Genomic DNA, 18,764 nt, shown 5'->3' on the forward strand with positions numbered 1-18,764 from the left:
TTCTAATCAAAGTAGCTCAAAAGCCTGCAATCAATCTTTATTCTACTTTTTATAATGGCTGCTACCGCCTTAAATTTAGATTCAAACAAAACTCGTATTTAAGGACACTAACCTATTACAAGTCTTGTAAATTTATACAAATGATTTAGAATCATTTCAGCTAGTTAAATACTTGATTTTTAAGGAAATGCTCTGTTAATCCGTAGGTCCCTGGTTCGAGCCCAGGTCGAGGAGCCATATAAAAATTAAGCCCCTAAATTACTTTAGGGGCTTTTTTGTTTCAAAATTTGAAATGCAAAAATAGTGTTACCAAGGCTTTTTGGCAGCCTTTTCAATTGAAATGGCGGTACTAGAAATAAACATTTTCTTGATATCGGGACAAATCAAGACACTGCTTGAGGAATTAGGCGTATAGGAATGTGCGGTTCCAGCCACCCGCCAAGAACTTCCGTCAGCTAATTCAAAGCTATCTCCAGACATCCCTAGGAATGCATAGGGATTTTTAAGTTGGGATAAATAACAAATAACTTGATTTGCATCAGATTTCTGCGCATAAACTTCTGCGGATAAGAGCAGCACAATCAACAATAAAAACTTAGGCAATAAACGATTAACTAGGCACTTCATTATTTACAGTGATTGCGAATAATAATTTCACACTCTTTTAGGCGTTTTAATGCCAACTTTGTTGGCAATACTAGCTTTATCCGTCCATCAGTGGGGTCGAACTTCATTTCGACCAGTTTTTTTGCTTGCAAAGACTTCAGAGTTGCATGGAGAGTTGCCTGGGAGGCCAGACCCTCAAGCAATAAGAGGTCGAGAACGCGTAGCTGAATTTGGTCAAGATAAGCCTCGTAGACCGCATTTAACATGCTTATTTCAAGCTGCTTACTTAGGCCAAAACGCTTATTGGCTAACCTTATATCGTTATATATAGCCAAGTAAACAGAGCTATTCTTTCTATTCATGCACCAATTCTAGGCATAGAATAGCCGTATGGCTATTATTATCGATTTGAACTTATTGAATTAATTTTTATAAATAGTTAAGGCTTTGTAATAAAGCAAATCTCAATACGCATCTAATCGAAACCCCACTCTATTAATCTTTAGGTAATATTTATCATCACAGAGTGCTATTAATAAAAATATGGGAGGCAGTAATGATCCAATTCGAACCATGTAATTTGTTTCGCCGATTTTTTCAGCTCATCTCACTTTCAATATTTCTACTGATTTCTAGTCAGAGTGTATTTGCCCAATCCGATTACCCCAACAAGCCTATTCGTTTTGTTGTGCCATTTCCTGCTGGTGGGGCTACTGACAATATCGCAAGACCTTTACAAAATGAACTATTAAATTCCTATAAATGGAGTGTAGTGATTGATAACAAGCCGGGGGCTGGCGGTAATATCGGTGCGGAAATTGTTTCTAAATCAGCCCCAGATGGTTACACATGGCTAATGGCTTCCGTTGGTACACATGGAATAAATTTACCGCTCTACACACAGGGTGGCGGCAAATTGCCTTTTGACCCCGTCAAAGATTTCACACCGATTTCTTTAGTGGCTGAATTACCAAACGTGCTTGTTCTAAATCCTGAATTTGCAGCCAAGAACAACATCAATACTGTGAATGACTTAATCGCCTATGCAAAAGCCAACCCCGGAAAGATCAATATGGCCTCTAGCGGCAATGGCACATCCATTCATATGGCAGGAGAGCTATTTAAGACAATGACAAAAACCTATATGGTCCACTTGCCTTATAAGGGCAGTCCTCCAGCTGTAACGGATTTATTAGCAGGCAATGTGGACATCATGTTTGATAATCTACCCTCTTGCATTAATTACATTCGCGCAGGTCGTTTGAAGGCTTTAGCAGTAACCAGCGCAAAACGCTCTCCCGCATTTCCAGATTTACCAACCATTGCTGAAGCTGCTAACCTTCCTGGCTACGAGGCTACCTCCTGGTTTGGCGTTGTCGGCCCAGCCAACATGCCTGCGGACATTCTCAATAAAGATAGCACCACATTAATGGCTGCTATTAACAGCCCATCTGTGAAAGAAAAGTATTTGGCTATGGGCGCACAACCAGTAGGTAATACACCTGCCCAGTTTTCAACTTTCATTAAAAATGAAATTACTAAATGGACTAAGGTTGTTAAAGACTCTGGCGCAAAGGTTGACTAAATAACCTGCAAAGCAATTGAGTCTGCATGATTAAATAAAAAAGAGGGTTACCTGCCCTCTTTTTTTTATTGGACAGCCACATCTAAAGTTACTTGCCCAATTGCGACAATAGTTTACTTGGCGATATCACCTCTTGATCTAGGATCAACTCAATAAGAGCGCCATATTTGCTCTCAAGAGCTTTAGCAAACGCAGGTGCAAATTCTTCTGTTTTACTAACCCTAAATCCAGGGATACCAAAACTATCTGCAAACTTCACAAAATCTGGGTTTGTTAATCCAGTGGCGATTACTCGGGATTTAAATTCACGTTCTTGATGCATGCGAATCGTACCCAACATATTATTATTAACAATAAAAACTATTGGGAAAGCTTCGTACCTTGCCGCGGTTGCTAGCTCTTGGCAGTTCATCATGAAATCTCCATCCCCACAGACTGCTATTGCCACTCTTTCAGGATGAACAATCTTTGCTGCAATTGCTGCTGGCAAGCCATAACCCATAGAGCCATTTGCTGGAGCTAATTGTGTTTTAAAAGGTCCATATGGATAAAAACGATGCACCCATGTTGCAAAATTTCCTGCACCATTAGTAACAATTGAATCGCGAGGAATAGATTTTGGCAAAGAACTCATAATCTGCGCTAATTGCAGATCACCTGGCACAGTTACTGGACTTGAAAAAGCCAGATATTCGGCATGAGCCGAATGCGAATCATCTGAACTGTGATTGCTACCCATCGTTACATTACTTAAGGCTGTACAAAAATTTTCTGGACTGCAATTGAGTGCAAAATCAGGGCGATAAACGCGACCCAGCTCTTCTGGTCCTGAATGAACATGTATCAAAGTATTTTTAGCTTTAGGCACACTTAATACGCTATATCCTGCAGTCGTCATCTCTCCAAGGCGCTCACCAATAACCAATAAAACATCGGCATCCTGAACACGTTTCACCAAGGATGGATTAGCACCAATACCTAAATCGCCAGCGAATGCGGGGTTCAGATTATCCAAAAGATCTTGTGAACGAAAACTGGTGGCGACAGGAATGCCTTCACGATTAGCCCAAGCGCTCAGAGAATCACATGCAGCACGGCTCCAATTTCCACCACCGGCAATAATCATTGGACGTTTAGCACTAGCGAATGCTTTCATTGCCTCATCAAAAGCTTTTATATCAAGGCCTGGCTGCACAACATGGGCTGGTGCAACTGGATGCTCTTCTCCAGTCATATAAAGAACATCCTCTGGTAATGCTAGAACAACGGGACCTTTACGTCCCGCTTGTGCCACATGAAATGCGTGGGATACAAACTCATCAATTCGATCAACGCGATCAATGCTACCAACCCATTTTGCACACTCAGAATACATGCGACGATAGTCGACCTCCTGAAATGCCTCTCGTTCGACCATATCAGTTCCTACTTGGCCAACTAATAAGACCATTGGAGTGGAATCTTGATATGCGGTATGCACACCCACCATCGCATTTGATGCGCCTGGACCACGAGTAACCATCAGCACCCCTGGCTTGCCTGTCAATTTGCCATAGGCCTCTGCCATATAAGCAGCACCACCTTCTTGACGGCAGGTAATAAATTGAAATTCGGGGTGATCTACCAAGCCATTTAATAAAGGCAGAAAGCTTTCTCCAGGAACGCCAAACGCTACGTCTACGCCCTGCCTCACCAAAGCGTTAGCTAGAATTTGGCCGCCATTAAGTGACTTACCAGGTGTCTCCATGCCCCTATACCTTCTTCTTTATAACTTCATGCTGAAGTCAATGGTGTGTTTATTGAAAGTTATCACACTTTATCAACTCTACCGTGAATTCGGGGCATTGCCTGACATATACTCTACAAAACAACTACATAACAAACCAATTTAGCTGGAGACAATATTATGAGACTGTTCGCCTATCAGGGATCAGATGGTATTGAAAGCATAGGTGCACTTATTAAGAGTGGAACAGATGAGTTTATCGACCTATGTGCCACCGATAACCAGATACCAAGAAGCTTGCAATCGATCATTCAGAGCCCAGACCTATTGAGTCGAGCAAATTCCGCCCTGAGCACTCAAAATACCGTTCGCGGCAATACTAGCTCCATTTCTTTTAAGCCCCCGATAGATAGACCAGGAAAAATTGTTTGCATGGGGTTGAATTACGCAGACCACGCTAAAGAAGGTGGCAATGCAAGACCAGAATACCCTAGCTTTTTTATGCGTGGTCCGAGCTCACTCACTGCACACTTATGCCCTATCATCAAGCCTCGCGTTTCTGACAAGCTGGACTATGAGGCAGAGCTTGCATTTGTGGTTGGCAAAAAGTCACGTCATCTCACTTTAGATAATGCATTAGATTGTGTTGCTGGCTACAGCATTTTTAATGACGGTAGCGTTCGTGATTACCAACGCAAGACAACACAATGGACTATCGGCAAAAACTTTGATCAAACCGGTGCGTTTGGTCCATGGCTTGTTACACCAGATGAACTGCCTCCTGGGTGTCACGGCCTGAACATTCAATCACGACTAAATGGTCAGGTGATGCAGAATGCAAACACCAAAGATTTTCTTTGGGGCATTGCGGAAACGATTGTGCTGATCTCTGAATGCATGACCTTAGAGCCAGGTGATGTTGTTATCACTGGGACGCCAGCAGGTGTCGGCTATGCCAGAACCCCACCCGTCTTTATGAAGGCTGGAGATATTTGCGAGATTGAGATTGAGTCTATTGGCGTCTTGCGCAACACCATTGTTAACGAGTAGCCAATAAAACTGATGCTGAGTCGACAAAAGCCATATCTAATGGCCCTCAGAGGCTATTTAGACAGGTTTTAATTCAGGCAAATACCCAAATCAAGCATTAAAATAGCGTCATGATAAAAATGCCTGAACTCCTTGCCCCAGCGGGCAGCCTACAGATGCTCCAAACTGCTTTTGATTTTGGAGCAGATGCAATTTACGCTGGCCAGCCTCGCTATTCCTTACGCGTCCGAAATAATGACTTTGGAAAAATTGAGGTCTTAAAGCAAGGCATCGATACCGCTCATGATTTAGGCAAGAAATTCTACCTAGTCTCAAACCTATTGCCCCATGGAGCGAAGACTCGCACTTATATTCGCGATATGTCTCCTGTGGTGGCATTAAAACCTGATGCCTTAATCATGTCGGACCCCGGGCTCATCATGATGGCAAGAGAAGCTTGGCCAGATATGCCAATTCATTTATCAGTACAGGCTAACACTGTAAATGGGGCATCCGCTAAATTCTGGCGCTCTGTTGGCATCAGTCGCGTGATCCTTTCGCGGGAACTTTCCTTTGATGAAATTGAAGAGGTTCGCCAAGATTGCCCAGAAATGGAGTTAGAAGTTTTTGTTCATGGTGCTTTATGTATTGCTTACTCTGGACGGTGCCTCCTTTCAGGCTACATGTCTCACCGCGACTCAAATCAAGGCGCCTGCACTAACGCTTGCCGGTGGGACTACAAAGTGAAACCTGGGCAGCAAAATCAAAGCGGCGATGTTGTCTTACTACAAGAAGCAAGACGACCAGATGAGTTAATACCCATGGAAGAAGATGAGCATGGCACTTACATCATGAATTCAAAGGATTTACGCGCCATTGAGCACATTGAGCGACTCACCAAAATGGGTGTCGATTCGTTCAAGATTGAGGGTCGCACAAAATCACCATATTACGTAGCTCGCACTTGCCAGGCCTATCGTGCTGCAATCAATGATGCCGTAGCAGGAAAACCTTTTGATACAACCTTGCTTGGTAATTTAGAAGGTCTAGCCAATCGCGGCTATACCGATGGGTTTTATGAGCGTCATCACGACAAGGAATATCAGCTCTACATGCGTGGCCACTCCTTATCTGGAAGAAGCCTGTATGTTGGAGAGACATTGGAAATCGACCATGAGAATGGACGTGTAAAAGTAGATGTTAAAAATCGTTTTTCTATTGGCGACAAATTAGAAATAATTGAGCCCAATGGCAATCAAGACATCGTCTTAGATCAGATGTGGAATATGAACGGCGAACCCATATCTGTTGCCCCAGGATCGGGCCACTTTGTTTGGATTAAATTAGATCTCAAGGATAGCAAAGCGTATATAGCGCGCTACACCAAGGATCCAGCTCCTATTGAGACTACCTCCTCTTGCTCAAACAGCGAATCCTGCTGCAACGCTTAACTCAGATTTATTGAATCTAGAACATGAATAATGTCTCAAACGTCAATTTAGCAAAATCCACCTTTAAAGAAAAATTAGTTGACGAGGCAAAGAAAGCATTTGTTCTCACCTTATATCTAGGAACATGGTTCTGTGCACTTGCATTTTTGGCGGCAACTTTATTAGATGAGCGCCCTATCCCTCTTAGCATTTTTGGATTTGCATTAATCAAAGCTGGTATTACTGCAAAGTTTTTATTGATTGGGCAGGCCATTTATCCAATTACAGTAGATAAAACTCATGGGATTGTGAGATCGCTATTGGTTGAATCGCTTATTTATATCGCAATAGTTTTAGGTTTGAACTACCTTGAGGCTGGCATTGATGGCGTTCTACATGGTAAAAACTTTTTAGTTTCCATGACCGCTTTTGGACAGGCCGACCCATTGAAAATAGTCGCCTTCTCTTTTGTGTATTGGCTCATTATTTGGCCATATCTAATGCTTGCTGGCATGCAATTATTGTTAGGCAAAGAACATATTTGGAGCCTATTTTTTGGCTCCAAAAATTTAAGTAGCAACTAACTTAATGAATTTGAATTTGCTGTCCAGGTCTTGGTCATCATTTCAATTACTGTTTTACCAGGCTGGATTTTTATGTGTAGCGCTACTACTTTCAATAAATACATATGCACAAGAAATTGAAGCGCGAGCCTACTCTAATGCCCCCATTGGCATGAACTTTATTACTGGCGGCCTAGCTCAAGCAAAGAGTGGCTCCTATACACTTAATACGCAAGCCTTAAGCCTTACCCATGTCATTGATGTGGCAGGTCAATCTGGTAGATTAACCATGGTGCTACCCTATTCCGAGCTTTCAGGAACGGGGCAATTAGGCACACAAACCATTAATGCCTCTGCTGAGGGACTATCGGACCCTCTTGTTAAGGCCTCAGTTAACCTCTATGGTGCTCCAGCACTCACCAATAGTGAGTTCATAAAATACAAACAAGATTTAATTATTGGTGCGAGTATTGCCGCAACCATTCCCTGGGGAAAATACAACAGCAATCAAATGATTAATGTTGGAGCTAATCGGTCACTCATTCAGCCAGCCATGGGACTCTCTCAAGCAGTCGGGCCTTGGCGATTAGAGCTTGCAGGTATGGCCACAATCTATACCAGCAATAACAACTTCATGGGCAACAATACCCTATCGCAAAATCCAATCTACTCAGGCGAGACCCATGTGATTTACTATTTTCCTAATACAGCATGGATTTCTGCTGATGCAACATATTTCACAGGCGGCCAAACCTATGTCAATGGCTTGGCAATTAATGGCGTTCAAGAGAACTGGCGTTTTGGCAGCACCCTGTCCTATCCAATAGATAAAAACAACTCTATTCGTCTAAGCGGCAGCAAAGGGGTCTACTCACGGACCGATACTAGTTACAACGCATTAGGCATATCCTGGCAGTACCGCTGGGGTGGCACTCCTTAGAAACAGCAATACTGCTATCGCTACAATTAGACAAAACATAATTACTAGACTGACAACGAGACAAATATGACCTCCAAACCAAAAGATCCTAAATCTGCAGTAGAAAGTGGTCTACGCAAAGGCTTAACCAGCTATGGAGATAAAGGCTTCTCCTTGTTTTTGCGTAAAGCTTTCATCAAGGGTGCGGGCTACACCAATAGCGCATTAGACCGCCCTGTGATTGGCATTATCAATACTGGTAGCTCTTACAACCCTTGCCACGGCAATATGCCTCAATTGATTGAAGCGGTGAAGCGTGGAGTCATGTTGGCTGGCGGCCTACCAATGGACTTCCCCACCATCTCCATTCATGAGAGTTTTTCATCGCCCACATCAATGTACCTACGTAACCTGATGTCAATGGATACGGAAGAAATGTTGCGCGCACAACCCATGGATGCGGTTGTCATGATTGGGGGTTGCGACAAGACCGTGCCAGCACAAATGATGGGTGCAGCGTCTGCAGGATTGCCCGCCATTCAACTCATTACCGGCTCTATGCTTACCGGATCACACCGTAGCGAACGTGTTGGAGCCTGCACAGACTGTCGTCGCTATTGGGGCAAATTCCGCGCCGGCGAGATTGACGAGGTCGAAAAAGATGAAGTAAACGATCAGCTTGTTGCCAGCGTTGGCACCTGCTCTGTAATGGGTACGGCTAGCACAATGGCTTGCATATCTGAGGCACTTGGAATGACTGTGCCCGGTGGTGCATCACCACCAGCGGTAACCGCAGATCGTATCCGGATTGCGGAAGAAACCGGGGCCAGAGCCGTGCAAATGGCAAAAGATGGTCTCACTATTGACAAAATTCTGACAGCAGATGCCTTTGAGAATGCCATGCGTGTTCTGTTAGCAATCGGTGGATCAACCAACGGCATTGTTCATTTGGCTGCCATTGCGGGACGTATGGGGCTTGAAATTGATCTAGATGCCCTAGACAAGATGGGCGATGAAACCCCAGTACTGCTTGATCTCAAACCATCAGGCGATCATTACATGGAGAACTTCCATGATGCTGGTGGTATGACTACTTTGCTACGTGAACTCAAACCACTTCTTAAGCTCAATGCCATGACTGTGACAGGCAGAACCTTGGGCGAAGAGATCGATGCAGGTCCGCCTAGCTTTAAACAAGATGTTGTTCGCCAGTTTAATAATCCAATCTATCCAAGAGGCAGTATTGCGGTTTTACATGGAAATTTGGCTCCTGGTGGTGCGATCATTAAACAGTCTGCCGCTAATGAAAAGCTCATGGAGCATGAGGGTCGTGCCGTAGTATTCGAAAATGCAGAAGATCTAGCAAACCGTATTGATAGCCAAGACTTAGACGTGACCGCTGATGATATTTTGGTGTTAAAGAATATCGGCCCTAAGGGTGCTCCTGGAATGCCGGAAGCTGGATACATCCCCATTCCGATGAAACTAGCTCGTGCTGGGGTTAAAGATATTGTGCGTATTTCTGACGGTCGTATGAGTGGTACCGCATTTGGAACTATTGTTTTACACGTTACGCCTGAGTCAGCCATTGGTGGGCCATTGGCTTTTGTTCGCAATGGCGACCGTATTCGTTTATCAGTCAAGAATCGCGAGATTAGCCTACTCATCTCTGAAGAAGAATTTGCTAAGCGGGCTAAAGACAATCCAGTAGTTGAGCCAACAGCTGAACGTGGCTACAAGAAATTATTCCTCGATACTGTTACTCAAGCAGATAAAGGCGTTGATTTCGACTTCCTGAGGGCACCAAAAATCATCGGCAAAACGCCTAAAAAATAGCTGGAAATTAGCTGCCGCTCTTTTTATAGCGTTTGACCTGAAGGATTAAATATTGCGGAGCTCTCGCCGCAATATCTTACCTACATTAGATTTAGGCAGCTCGTGTACAAATACAACCTTTCTAGGCCTCTTATAGCTAGTAAGCGTGTCTTTGCAATATTGCATGATATCGGCCTCGGTCAAATGACGATCAGACTTAACGACATATGCTTTAACAATCTCACCAAGTTTACGGTGTGGTATGCCTATAACTGCACACTCACGTACCCCAGGCATTTGAGCTAAAACATCTTCAACATCATTTGGAAATACCTTGAATCCAGCGACAACAATCATATCCTTCTTACGATCTACGATTTGGATATGCCCGCTTTCAGTAATTAAACCAATATCACCAGATTTAAAATAACCATCAGCCGTCATACAATGCGCTGTCTCATCTGGTTTATTCCAATATCCAGCCATCACCTGGGGGCCTTTGATACAAATCTCTCCTGGAGTGCCATCGGGAAGCTGAACCCCATCATCATCCAAGATAATGACATCTGTACTTGGCATCGGAGGTCCAATATGACCAGTGAAATGAGTTTCTAGCGGGCTATTTACGCAAACAACGGGGGATGTTTCTGATAAACCATAACCTTGAGCGATTGGGCATCCTGTTATGGCCTGCCAATGGTCGGCGGTCTTGCGGTGAACCGCCATGCCACCACCAATAGTAACCAGTAAGTTTGCAAACTTCACTTTTTTAAACTCTGGTCGGTGAATTAGCGCATGAAATAGAGTATTCACGCCAGGAAAAATGTTGATTTTAGGGTGCTTAATAAGTAACTTTATAAAGCCATCTATATCTCGCGGGTTAGCAACTAAGATAAGCATGGCGCCTTTTGCAATCCCAAGAAAAGCACAAGCAGTTAATGCAAAGATATGCGTCATCGGTAGTGCGCACAAAAATTGTAATTGTTCATCCACCTTCTTAAGGCCTGGATTCAACCACATTTCTATTTGCGCTACATTCGATAGAATATTTCTATGAAGCAATACTGCGCCTTTTGAAATCCCAGTTGTTCCGCCAGTGTATTGTAGAAAAGCAATATCACTCAATGAAATAGCAGGCTTATGAAAAGCGCTTTTTTGCCCAATTCCGAGCGCCTCATTAAAGGCAATATGATCGATATTCCATTTTGGAATAAGTCTTTTGACATTGCGCGCAACCCAATTAACAAGATAGCCTTTAAGACCCAATAATTCACCGGGGCTACTCACGATAACTTTACTAACAGGGGCTGCAACAGTAATTTGCTCATAGATATGAGCAAAATTTTCCATCATGACCAATACACTTGCGCCACTATCGAGTAATTGCAATTCCAGCTCGCGCGCTGTGTATAGAGGATTAATGTTCACTACCACGTAGCCAGCTCGCAATACGCCAATCATCGCGACCATATACTCGATAACATTTGGATACATCAAGGCAATTCGAGCACCCTTCTCCAAATTTAGGCTCTGCAAATAGGATGCAAAGTCGATTGACAGACGATCAATCTGCCGATACGTAAAGGATTTTCCCATTGACTCAGCAATCTTGCGATTACCGAAGCGATCAAACGAAGTTTCAAAGAATTCTACAAGAGATGAATATGCCAATGGACTGATTTCCGGATCCACTCCAGAGGGATAATTCTTAATCCATGGTTTTGAGGCGCTCATGCCGTATTTAAATATCAGTAAGTAGCTAATTAGTCAGCAGCCTAAACAAACTTTTTGGCACCCTTAAAGACTTTTATAGCACCCCATCCTAAAGCCAAAACCTTGCTAGCCAATTTAGGCTTGTAATGCGCTAGAGCAGCAAAAGCACTTGTCCAAAGCAAAGGATTATCTCTAACGAAATGAAATGCGTCGATAGTCTTGTCAGCCCATGATAAAGGCTTTACCCAAGGCTCAAAGTGCCTTGCAAAATCAAGTCGCTCTCTCTGAGACTGCATTTGTAACTCAGAGCGTCTAAGTAGTAGACCTTTTATCTTTTGATTCATAAATTAGCGATTTAGCTCTTCAGCATCTTTTGCCAACTCAGCGATAGATGCCTCAAATAGTTTAGGCATCGTACGCAAAGACCGAATCACAATTAGAGCCAAAATAATGCCAATGGTTATAAATGCGCCAGTCAATAAACCAAGCACCAGGGTTCTGTCAGACTCCCAGCTATAAATCACGATTAATAGAGCAAGCATCACTAATCCAAAAAATAAAAAAAATAATGCGGACACTACCATCACAAGAGATTGCAGAAATTTACTTCTAGCAATTTGCACATCTATCGAGAGCAACTCTAAACGCGTTTGCGCAATCGATGCGCCTGTTGCCGCCAGATTTTTTATTGAGGACAGTAAGTTTTCTTGAGACATAATTACCTAGCGTCGACGAATAAATAATCCAATTAATAGACCCAATCCAGCAGCCACACCAATCGCCTCCCAAGGGTTTCGATGCACAAAATCATCCGCACCGGCAGCCACAACTTTTGCCTTATCGGCCAGATCACCCTCTAAGCTAGATATCTTTTCTTTTGCACCGGAAATTGTTTCCAACGCCTTGTTACGTAGGTTGCCAATGGTTTCGTCTGGATGATCCTGGGTTGCCTTGATTAACGTCTCCGCATCCGCAACTAGGGATTTAAATTCATCGATCAGTTGATCTGCTTGCTCTATTTTTTTTGCTGTCATGATAATTTCCTATGGTCATAGCTATTCTAAGCACTTCTGTAGCCAGACCCTAACAGCAATACAGTCATACCAGCGTTTGAGGCCTTGAAATGCCTCAAATACCGCTTCAGGCCGGGTCGTTTCTTTATTAACTCCAGATAGGCAGGGCTGCCATACGGCACATTTTCTCCGTAAATATACTCGTCCACTCGGTCTGCATAACGATTATTTTCTAAGGCCTCATGTATCGCCCTCTTGATATGCCCGCCCTGGCCAGATGAGCCATACCCATGAATGAGGATAACAGCCTTCACACCTAGCTCTAGAAATTCGCGAATTTTTACTGCGAGTATTTCTAATGCATCATCTACGCTAGGATTGCCGAGTTTTATATTGAATTCAATCACATCAACTGCCAATAACGGAATCTGAGGACTTCCACAGTGAGGGCAATCGCCAAATAGACTGCGAGCATTTCCACACTCAGAACATTCTGCTATCTGAGCCATAAAAGCTTAAATGCAACTTAAGAGCAGTATTTTGATTCGAGCGTGGCGGCGTTACTTGACTTGTCATCCACCATCAAGTTCAACTTCTTGTAGGCTATCTCCTTATTTTCCGGTGTCTTGAGATGACGCTCAATCAAGCTAGCCACATCCTTGCGAATGGATGTATTGCCATACTGTAAGCCCTTTAATGTAGATACAGCCTCAGCGGAAATCTTGCACTGTTGACTAACTAACGCTGATGAATCAGACGATGTGCTTGCGTATGCAAATGCCGCAAGCGAAATTGTTACGCCTGCTAATAGAGTTTTTTTCATCTTAGTTCCTTATTTTGTGACCACATGTTGGACAGCAACCCATATCTTTTGCTCTCGTTTTTCTGAGAGCGGCATACACGCTGGATTCTGAAATTTCCATCTTTCTTGCGGCTTGAGCTGCGCTCATACCCTTCCCTATCCACTCCAAAGCTTGATGTGTTTTCGGTATTCGTCTTTTCATTTCATCTCCCAGTTCTAAGACTATATCACAACTTCACAACTTGTGAAGTTGTGAAGTATAGTAATTTCATCATGACAAACCCTAATAAACGGAGCCTTTGAAATGAATTACGGAACGAAAGTTAGATAAATAGCCAGAAAAGCCAATGAGGTAATGGCAATAGTATGATTTGGAAAACTAAGGAGCTATATATGTACCGACTTTCACGTCTTGTTTTAATCACTTCCATCGCCCTGGGCCTTAACGCATGCGCAAATAACGATAAAAAGATCAGCTCATGGGAGATAAATGATGTTTACCAATCCACAACAGTTACCCCAAATCCCACAACCGGCGGTAAAACATATCTAGGGCCTTCAATTAATACAATGGATAAAGCTAACACCTATGAAATGTTTAATATTCGTACGGCTGAATCCCAACAAGGAATGAAAACGTATGAGCTACAGATTCACCTCACCTATTTCAATCAGGTGCGTGACTACAACTCTGCTAGCCTCATTAATGGTCCAGTAAACAGCTTTAAAGTAATTTCCAAAGAAGCCGGTCTTTGTGAATCTAGAGGTTGCATGTTTAAGGAATTGCTATCCATCAAAGTGACCGATGCGTTCTTAAAACAGAACATGAAAACTGGTTTTGAACTAAAGATTGGCTCTAAGGCTGGGGTTACAAGCGTTGTATACATTCCACCACAGTACATCCAGGGATACTTAAAGGCAGTAGATGGAGTCGCCTACTAGGCCACAGAGTTAAAGGGCTTGCCCTTATTTGATTTCATTGGAGCAATAAAAAACCGCCCGAAGGCGGTTTTTTAATTAAACAATTACTAATAATTAAGCAGCAGCTTTACGGCTTTTAGCAGCTGGCTTAGCTACAGCGTATTGACCTTGAAAGTTAGCCAATGCAGCGTCAACATTCTTTTCAAAAGTAGCGAATGCATCAGTAGCAGTTGCACGCACTTGGTCAAATTGTTGAATAGAAGCTTCGAAAGCTGTTTTGAATGCAGATACAAATGCCTCAGAACCAGCAGGAGCAGATTTAGTAGCTTCTTTAACAAACTTAACTAAGTCATCGCGTGCGTCATCGATAGAAGCATCAACAACTTGAGCAACTTCTTTGTTACCGTTGCGAACAACTTTGTTAACTTTTGCCTGGTATGCAGCAGCATACTTAGCAGCTTCTTGAGCAGCTTCAGGTTGAGCCAATTTAGCTAATTGCTGTGCATCTTTGATAGCCAACAACTGTGAGCTAGCATCTTGTGCAGCAGCCAATGCATCTTTAGCAGCGGCTTGGTTGATTTCTGCTAATTCTTGAGCACTTTCAACAGCTACTTGTGCCAAATGTTTAGCATTCTCAACAGCTTTAGCTTGAGCTTGAGCGATTTGATCGTTTAATTGATTCTGGAACATGATTAATCCTTTAAAAAATGTGGTTACGTTTCTTGTTGCGATGCACCATTGTTCCAAACTTTTTGCTGTATTGCAACAATTATTTGCTGCTAAGCAACAAATAATTTAAATATTTTACTTTTTACCTTTATTTTCAATGGCTTAAGACTAACTAGGAGACAACAAAAAACCCAGAAAATCATTAAATTTACTGGGTTTTATTGAAAAAGTACTGGCGGAGACGAGAGGATTCGAACCTCCGATCAGAGTTTTAGCCCCGATGCTCCCTTAGCAGGGGAGTGCCTTCGACCAGCTCGGCCACGTCTCCGTACTTTTTATCCGCCCCACAGTTTAACGGATAACCGCCTCTGAGGGGTTTTATTAACCTTTTAATGCGTTTACTTCTGATCCAACTCAAACGCTTTATGCAAGGCGCGTACTGCTAACTCCATATATTTCTCATCGATCACTACAGAAATTTTGATTTCACTAGTAGAAATCATAAGGATGTTGATGCCCTCTTCTGATAGGGTGCGGAACATTTTGCTAGCAATGCCAACGTGAGAGCGCATGCCAACACCTACAACTGATACTTTAGAAACCTTGGGATCCCCTGAAATTTCTTTAGCCTCGATATGAGCCTGTACAGTTCCTTTGAGAATGTCCAAGGCTTTTTGATAATCAGCGCGCGGTACAGTGAATGTGAAATCAGTTTTACCTTCAACTGATTGATTCTGAATAATGATGTCTACATCAATATTCGCATCAGCGATTGGGCCTAGGATTTGATATGCAATACCTGGGCGATCAGGAACTCCAAGTACGGTAATCTTAGCTTCATCGCGAGCAAAGGCGATACCGGAAATAACGGCGGCTTCCATAGTGCTGTCCTCTTCAAATGTAATCAAGGTGCCCGACTTCATCTCTTGGTCTAAGGGCATCAATGGATCTGTCAGTGATGACAGAACGCGGGTTTTAACTTTGTACTTACCAGCAAACTCAACTGAGCGAATTTGCAACACCTTTGAGCCTAAGCTTGCCATCTCAAGCATCTCTTCAAAGGTAATCTTATCTAGGCGACGCGCATCCTCACAGACACGTGGATCAGTTGTATAAACACCATCAACGTCTGTATAGATAAGGCACTCATCCGCTTTTAACGCAGCAGCCATGGCAACTGCAGATGTATCAGAACCACCACGACCTAATGTAGTGATATTGCCTTCTGGATCTACCCCTTGAAATCCAGTAACAACAACTGCTCGACCGGCATTCAGATCATTCAAAATCTTTTTACTATCGATGCTTTTAATGCGCGCTTTAGTAAACGATGAGTCCGTGTTCACGGCTACTTGCCAACCAGCATAACTAACCGCATCAATACCCTCTTTCATCAATGCCAATGCCAACAAACCAGAGCTGACTTGCTCACCCGTAGAAGCAATTTGATCAAGCTCGCGAGGACTTGGGTTGGGATTGATTTCTTTTGCCAACCCTAGCAAGCGATTGGTTTCGCCTGACATAGCTGATGGCACAACTACTACTTGATGGCCAGCACGCATCCATTTAGCAACGCGTTTTGCAACGTTCGCGATACGCTCAACCGAACCCATCGAGGTGCCACCATACTTATGAACAATAAGAGCCATAAAAACCGTTTGCCGTCTATTAAGCAGGAATGTAATTCCTGATGATCTAAAAAGGCTATATTTTACAGGGTTTTACCCCCTAGTTTGACGTCCGCTGCCACTCTGGCCAAACCCTAGACCCCGAATGAACCAAATGCGGGTAACTTACCCCAACACCAGCAACAGCAATTAACTCCTGACCAATGTAGAGAAGTGGCGCATGACGCTGCCAGGGGGGAACATTGCCTTCTTGAAACAGATTTTTAAGGGTTCTACGTGGCGCATTTGCCTTGATCTGCAATTTTTCAGCACCCGACCTCACCTTCGCGGAGACTAAGCCGTCTTTTTGAGCTTTCTTAAACCAGGCAGCACTTAATCCTGGTTTTTTACTCTTACTCGAAATGGATCTAAAAACCCACTGCCCTTCTTGATTTGAGGCTAACTGCAGCTGGCCTCGCCAAAGCCGAATGACTTGTCCATCATGCACCCACTCTAACTGGGCATCTGACTTAACCGTCTCAAGGTCTTTCCACCACGCACTAAGCCTGTCTTGTGAAGGCATAGGAAGTCCTTTGGTTTTTAGCCAATAACGCAATACATTATTTGCGGCTGGCAGATCATGACTTGCCAGAGCCTTAAATGGTTTTATAGCAATACCCTCTTCTTGGTAAATATTCTGACCGTCAACTCGAGCCAAGCGATCTAATAAGATCTGAGAATCACCGATTAAGCCAGCGCTTCTGGCAAGATTTGCAACTGCTTCTGGTTGTAGTTTTTCAAGTCTGGGGATAATTTGTTTGCGAATAGCATTACGCTTAAACATATCGTCCTGATTGCTTGGATCCTCTACCCACTTGAGCTTATGCTCTCTCGCGTAAGACTCTAATTCAGCGCGACTTTGATTGAGTAACGGTCTCCATAAGGTGATTTGCTTATTAGACAACCTCAGCTCGCGGGCATTGGGCATTCCAGATAATCCAGCAACACCAGAACCTCGTAGTAGCTGCAAGAGAATGGTCTCCGCTTGATCGTTTTGGTGGTGCGCCAACAGCAAGTCCGCGATTCCATACTGTTCACAAAGCTCCGCTAAAGCTTCATATCGTGCCTTGCGAGCTCGGCCCTCTAAATTGCCGCTACTTTTTTGATTGCCAAGGTGTAGCAATCGAAAATCGAATTTAATTTGATATTTTTTGGCAAGCTTTTCACAAAAAAGCAGCCAATCATCTGCAGGCTTTTGCAAGCCATGATGAATATGAAAAGCGTAGATTTCTACGGTAGGTTTTTTACCAACGGTTTTTGATCGACAAACCGTATCAAGCAACACCACAGAATCGAGGCCACCACTTAAAGCAACCGCAATTCGTTTTGGTGATTTAGGACTTTGCTGCAACTTCCTTGAACTTGCCATAACTCATTAGGCGCTCATGGCGACGCTCAAGCAAAGCATCTGTTTTCATGCCATCAAAAGTTTTTAGAGATTCAGCAAGTGCTTTGCGCATATTGCCCATCATCACATCGTAATCACGATGTGCACCGCCAATAGGCTCGGCAACAATCTTGTCGATCAAACCCAGCGCTTTTAACCGCTGAGCAGTCAAACCCAGCTGTTCAGCCGCCTCTGAAGCCTTATCGGCAGTCTTCCACAAAATCGAGGCGCAGCCCTCAGGAGAAATCACAGAATAGGTAGAGTTTTGCAGCATCAGAACTACGTCACCCATCGCAATCGCCAAAGCTCCTCCAGAACCGCCTTCACCAATGATGGTAGCGATGATGGGTACTTCTAACTCTGCCTGAACATAAAGATTGCGACCAATCGCTTCAGATTGATTACGCTCTTCCGCATCAATTCCTGGAAAGGCACCTGGTGTATCTACAAATGTAAATACTGGGATGCCAAATTTTTCTGCAAGGCGCATCAAACGCATTGCCTTGCGATAACCCTCAGGGCGACTCATGCCAAAGTTGCGCAATGCACGCTCTTTAGTATCGCGACCCTTTTGGTGGCCAATCACCATGCACGGTTGATTATCGAAACGCGCTAAACCTCCGATGATAGATTGATCATCTGCAAAACTACGGTCGCCATGCAATTCATGAAAATCTGTAAATAGTGCGCCTACATAATCTAACGTGTAAGGTCTTTGAGGATGTCGTGCAACTTGAGACACTTGCCATGGAGTTAAATTGGCGTAAACATCTTTAGTAAGCTGCAGACTTTTTTCAGAAAGCGTTTTGATCTCATCGGATATATCCACCGATGACTCATCTTGCACAAAACGCAGCTCTTCAATCTTTGACTCTAATTCGGCGATTTGCTGCTCAAAATCCAGGAAAGTCGTTTTCAT

At 43.5% G+C, this 18,764-nt stretch carries 20 protein-coding genes and 1 tRNA gene; 7 read left to right on the forward strand and 14 right to left on the reverse strand.

Annotated elements, in window-relative coordinates; genetic code table 11:
- Positions 1–306: 306 nt before the first annotated feature.
- Both NHB35_RS05890 and NHB35_RS05895 read right to left on the reverse strand, forming a co-directional pair.
- On the reverse strand, positions 307–627 hold the full coding sequence (locus tag NHB35_RS05890; protein WP_353431457.1) for a hypothetical protein: 321 nt from the start codon (positions 625–627) through the stop codon (positions 307–309).
- Positions 627–968 carry a helix-turn-helix domain-containing protein gene (locus NHB35_RS05895; protein ID WP_353431458.1) on the reverse strand — a complete coding sequence of 114 codons (342 nt, stop codon included), beginning with the start codon at positions 966–968 and terminating at the stop codon, positions 627–629. Before NHB35_RS05895 ends, NHB35_RS05890 begins: the two co-directional genes overlap by 1 nt.
- 194 nt (positions 969–1,162) lie before the next feature.
- On the opposite strand from NHB35_RS05895, the gene NHB35_RS05900 reads away from it, so the two are divergent.
- Entirely contained in the window at positions 1,163–2,191 is a 1,029-nt protein-coding gene (locus NHB35_RS05900) for a tripartite tricarboxylate transporter substrate binding protein (RefSeq protein ID WP_353431459.1), read from the forward strand.
- A gap of 88 nt (positions 2,192–2,279) precedes the next feature.
- Here the strand turns inward: NHB35_RS05900 and NHB35_RS05905 are convergent, their stop codons facing one another.
- Positions 2,280–3,938 (reverse strand): thiamine pyrophosphate-binding protein, encoded by a 1,659-nt coding sequence (locus NHB35_RS05905; protein ID WP_353431460.1) that lies wholly within the window; start codon positions 3,936–3,938, stop codon positions 2,280–2,282.
- A 159-nt stretch (positions 3,939–4,097) separates the two neighbouring features.
- Here NHB35_RS05905 and NHB35_RS05910 point away from each other — a divergent pair, with 159 nt between their 5' ends.
- From NHB35_RS05910 to NHB35_RS05930, 5 genes are all read left to right on the forward strand, one after another.
- Positions 4,098–4,967, forward strand: coding sequence for a fumarylacetoacetate hydrolase family protein (locus tag NHB35_RS05910; protein ID WP_353431461.1), 870 nt, complete (start codon positions 4,098–4,100; stop codon positions 4,965–4,967).
- A gap of 110 nt (positions 4,968–5,077) precedes the next feature.
- Positions 5,078–6,397, forward strand: a complete 1,320-nt coding sequence (locus tag NHB35_RS05915; RefSeq protein ID WP_353431462.1) for a U32 family peptidase — start codon at positions 5,078–5,080, stop codon at positions 6,395–6,397.
- A gap of 23 nt (positions 6,398–6,420) precedes the next feature.
- Positions 6,421–6,960, forward strand: coding sequence for a hypothetical protein (locus tag NHB35_RS05920; RefSeq protein ID WP_353431463.1), 540 nt, complete (start codon positions 6,421–6,423; stop codon positions 6,958–6,960).
- 4 nt (positions 6,961–6,964) lie between these two features.
- Positions 6,965–7,879 (forward strand): transporter, encoded by a 915-nt coding sequence (locus NHB35_RS05925; protein ID WP_353431464.1) that lies wholly within the window; start codon positions 6,965–6,967, stop codon positions 7,877–7,879.
- A 66-nt stretch (positions 7,880–7,945) separates the two neighbouring features.
- Positions 7,946–9,694, forward strand: coding sequence for an IlvD/Edd family dehydratase (locus NHB35_RS05930; RefSeq protein ID WP_353431465.1), 1,749 nt, complete (start codon positions 7,946–7,948; stop codon positions 9,692–9,694).
- A 45-nt stretch (positions 9,695–9,739) separates the two neighbouring features.
- Here NHB35_RS05930 and NHB35_RS05935 read toward each other — a convergent pair whose 3' ends face one another.
- From NHB35_RS05935 to NHB35_RS05960, 6 genes are read right to left on the reverse strand one after another with little or no spacing between them, the layout of a single operon-like run.
- Positions 9,740–11,407, reverse strand: a complete 1,668-nt coding sequence (locus NHB35_RS05935) for an AMP-binding protein (RefSeq protein WP_353431466.1) — start codon at positions 11,405–11,407, stop codon at positions 9,740–9,742.
- A 41-nt stretch (positions 11,408–11,448) separates the two neighbouring features.
- Entirely contained in the window at positions 11,449–11,730 is a 282-nt protein-coding gene (locus NHB35_RS05940; protein WP_353431467.1) for a YqjK-like family protein, read from the reverse strand.
- A gap of 3 nt (positions 11,731–11,733) precedes the next feature.
- Positions 11,734–12,102 (reverse strand): phage holin family protein, encoded by a 369-nt coding sequence (locus NHB35_RS05945; protein WP_353431468.1) that lies wholly within the window; start codon positions 12,100–12,102, stop codon positions 11,734–11,736.
- 6 nt (positions 12,103–12,108) lie between these two features.
- A complete protein-coding gene (locus NHB35_RS05950) occupies positions 12,109–12,420 on the reverse strand; it encodes a DUF883 family protein (RefSeq protein ID WP_353431469.1) in 312 nt (103 codons plus the stop codon).
- Positions 12,421–12,446: 26 nt separating this feature from the next.
- Complete coding sequence (locus tag NHB35_RS05955; RefSeq protein ID WP_353431470.1) at positions 12,447–12,908, reverse strand: DNA mismatch repair protein MutS; 462 nt, start codon at positions 12,906–12,908, stop codon at positions 12,447–12,449.
- A 17-nt stretch (positions 12,909–12,925) separates the two neighbouring features.
- Positions 12,926–13,222: a hypothetical protein gene (locus tag NHB35_RS05960; protein WP_353431471.1), complete on the reverse strand. Its 297-nt coding sequence runs from the start codon at positions 13,220–13,222 to the stop codon at positions 12,926–12,928.
- A gap of 372 nt (positions 13,223–13,594) precedes the next feature.
- Here NHB35_RS05960 and NHB35_RS05965 point away from each other — a divergent pair, with 372 nt between their 5' ends.
- Complete coding sequence (locus NHB35_RS05965) at positions 13,595–14,143, forward strand: hypothetical protein (protein WP_353431472.1); 549 nt, start codon at positions 13,595–13,597, stop codon at positions 14,141–14,143.
- 93 nt (positions 14,144–14,236) lie between these two features.
- On the opposite strand, the gene NHB35_RS05970 is transcribed toward NHB35_RS05965, so the two are convergent.
- The 5 genes from NHB35_RS05970 to NHB35_RS05990 form a co-directional block, all read right to left on the reverse strand.
- A complete protein-coding gene (locus NHB35_RS05970) occupies positions 14,237–14,812 on the reverse strand; it encodes a phasin family protein (RefSeq protein WP_353431473.1) in 576 nt (191 codons plus the stop codon).
- 212 nt (positions 14,813–15,024) lie between these two features.
- A tRNA-Ser gene (locus NHB35_RS05975) sits at positions 15,025–15,119 on the reverse strand.
- A 70-nt stretch (positions 15,120–15,189) separates the two neighbouring features.
- Entirely contained in the window at positions 15,190–16,440 is a 1,251-nt protein-coding gene (locus tag NHB35_RS05980) for an aspartate kinase (protein WP_353431474.1), read from the reverse strand.
- A 79-nt stretch (positions 16,441–16,519) separates the two neighbouring features.
- The gene (tilS, locus tag NHB35_RS05985; RefSeq protein ID WP_353431475.1) at positions 16,520–17,827 is read right to left on the reverse strand and encodes a tRNA lysidine(34) synthetase TilS; all 1,308 of its coding nucleotides are present in this window, start codon (positions 17,825–17,827) and stop codon (positions 16,520–16,522) included.
- A complete protein-coding gene (locus NHB35_RS05990; protein ID WP_353431476.1) occupies positions 17,793–18,764 on the reverse strand; it encodes an acetyl-CoA carboxylase carboxyltransferase subunit alpha in 972 nt (323 codons plus the stop codon). Before NHB35_RS05990 ends, tilS begins: the two co-directional genes overlap by 35 nt.

It is taken from the genome of Polynucleobacter sp. MWH-UH23A, from assembly GCF_040409805.1.
Classification (GTDB): domain Bacteria; phylum Pseudomonadota; class Gammaproteobacteria; order Burkholderiales; family Burkholderiaceae; genus Polynucleobacter.

Bases quoted from the DNA above. Each gene is read 5' to 3' on its own strand.
- NHB35_RS05890 (WP_353431457.1), bottom strand. From the start codon at position 627: ATGAAGTGCCTAGTTAATCGTTTATTGCCTAAGTTTTTATTGTTGATT.
- NHB35_RS05895 (WP_353431458.1), bottom strand. From the start codon at position 968: ATGAATAGAAAGAATAGCTCTGTTTACTTGGCTATATATAACGATATA.
- NHB35_RS05900 (WP_353431459.1), top strand. From the start codon at position 1,163: ATGATCCAATTCGAACCATGTAATTTGTTTCGCCGATTTTTTCAGCTC.
- NHB35_RS05905 (WP_353431460.1), bottom strand. From the start codon at position 3,938: ATGGAGACACCTGGTAAGTCACTTAATGGCGGCCAAATTCTAGCTAAC.
- NHB35_RS05910 (WP_353431461.1), top strand. From the start codon at position 4,098: ATGAGACTGTTCGCCTATCAGGGATCAGATGGTATTGAAAGCATAGGT.
- NHB35_RS05915 (WP_353431462.1), top strand. From the start codon at position 5,078: ATGATAAAAATGCCTGAACTCCTTGCCCCAGCGGGCAGCCTACAGATG.
- NHB35_RS05920 (WP_353431463.1), top strand. From the start codon at position 6,421: ATGAATAATGTCTCAAACGTCAATTTAGCAAAATCCACCTTTAAAGAA.
- NHB35_RS05925 (WP_353431464.1), top strand. From the start codon at position 6,965: ATGAATTTGAATTTGCTGTCCAGGTCTTGGTCATCATTTCAATTACTG.
- NHB35_RS05930 (WP_353431465.1), top strand. From the start codon at position 7,946: ATGACCTCCAAACCAAAAGATCCTAAATCTGCAGTAGAAAGTGGTCTA.
- NHB35_RS05935 (WP_353431466.1), bottom strand. From the start codon at position 11,407: ATGAGCGCCTCAAAACCATGGATTAAGAATTATCCCTCTGGAGTGGAT.
- NHB35_RS05940 (WP_353431467.1), bottom strand. From the start codon at position 11,730: ATGAATCAAAAGATAAAAGGTCTACTACTTAGACGCTCTGAGTTACAA.
- NHB35_RS05945 (WP_353431468.1), bottom strand. From the start codon at position 12,102: ATGTCTCAAGAAAACTTACTGTCCTCAATAAAAAATCTGGCGGCAACA.
- NHB35_RS05950 (WP_353431469.1), bottom strand. From the start codon at position 12,420: ATGACAGCAAAAAAAATAGAGCAAGCAGATCAACTGATCGATGAATTT.
- NHB35_RS05955 (WP_353431470.1), bottom strand. From the start codon at position 12,908: ATGGCTCAGATAGCAGAATGTTCTGAGTGTGGAAATGCTCGCAGTCTA.
- NHB35_RS05960 (WP_353431471.1), bottom strand. From the start codon at position 13,222: ATGAAAAAAACTCTATTAGCAGGCGTAACAATTTCGCTTGCGGCATTT.
- NHB35_RS05965 (WP_353431472.1), top strand. From the start codon at position 13,595: ATGTACCGACTTTCACGTCTTGTTTTAATCACTTCCATCGCCCTGGGC.
- NHB35_RS05970 (WP_353431473.1), bottom strand. From the start codon at position 14,812: ATGTTCCAGAATCAATTAAACGATCAAATCGCTCAAGCTCAAGCTAAA.
- NHB35_RS05980 (WP_353431474.1), bottom strand. From the start codon at position 16,440: ATGGCTCTTATTGTTCATAAGTATGGTGGCACCTCGATGGGTTCGGTT.
- tilS (WP_353431475.1), bottom strand. From the start codon at position 17,827: ATGGCAAGTTCAAGGAAGTTGCAGCAAAGTCCTAAATCACCAAAACGA.
- NHB35_RS05990 (WP_353431476.1), bottom strand. From the start codon at position 18,764: ATGAAAACGACTTTCCTGGATTTTGAGCAGCAAATCGCCGAATTAGAG.